The organism is Vibrio sp. 2033 (assembly GCF_033339735.1).
The window spans coordinates 1-872 of record NZ_JAWOVC010000191.1; the positions used below are offsets into that span (position 1 = coordinate 1).

Annotated in this window: 1 protein-coding gene; it reads right to left on the minus strand. The window is 48.3% G+C overall.

Annotated features, from left to right (window positions below):
• Positions 1-872 (minus strand): 3-hydroxyacyl-CoA dehydrogenase NAD-binding domain-containing protein (locus R7P74_RS25510; RefSeq protein ID WP_318123432.1); only part of this gene is annotated, 872 nt, incomplete at both ends.

The window sequence follows — 872 nt, forward strand, 5'->3', positions numbered from 1 at the left end:
CAGATTTTGCGTTTGCTTCAATGTCCGCAACCATCTGTTGTTTTAGATCCAAGTCTTCGAAAACCGCTTCGATCACAACATCAATGTGGTTGTAACTTGTAAAGTCTACGCCACCTGACAGTTGCAACATCTTCGCCTGTAAATCGGCTTTCGACAGGATGCGACGTTTGCGCTGCTTCTCAAACAACTTGTAGTTGTAGTTAAGTGCATTCAACACACCGTCATTGCTCACATCTTTGATTCGAACAGGCACTTTTGCTTTTGCAACCGTTACATGGCTGATCCCAGCGCCCATTAAGCCGCCACCAAGAACACCCACTTTTTTCACCGCTGCTGGCTGTGCATCCGTGCCGTGTTCCTTCTTCATTTCAGTAGTCGCGAAGAAGATAGAGCGCAATGCCTTCGATTCGGAGCTCATCACAAGCTCACCAAATCGTTTCGCTTCTAGCTCTTGCCCTTGTGCAAAGCCTTTTTCCAGACCGTGTTGAATCACTTCTAGAATCGCGACCGTTGCTGGATAGTTGCCACGGGTCTTCTGGTTGGTTTTCTTCGCAGCTTGTTCGAAAACGAGCTTACGACCTAACCCACTGCCCGACATCAACTTCTCTTTCGTCGATTGCTTTTTCTTGCCCTTGTTCTTGCCTTTGTCGATAAACTGTTTTGCTACGTGGAGCAAAATGGTGTCAGGCACACAGGCGTCCACAACGCCCAGTTTTTTGGCTTTCTTCGCGCGAAGCTGTTTACCCGTCAGGATCAAGTCCAATGACGGTAACAGACCAATCACACGTGGCAAACGCTGAGTACCGCCAGAACCCGGTAATAGACCGAGTTGAACTTCTGGTAAGCCTAAGCGTGTCTTATCGGAATCCGTA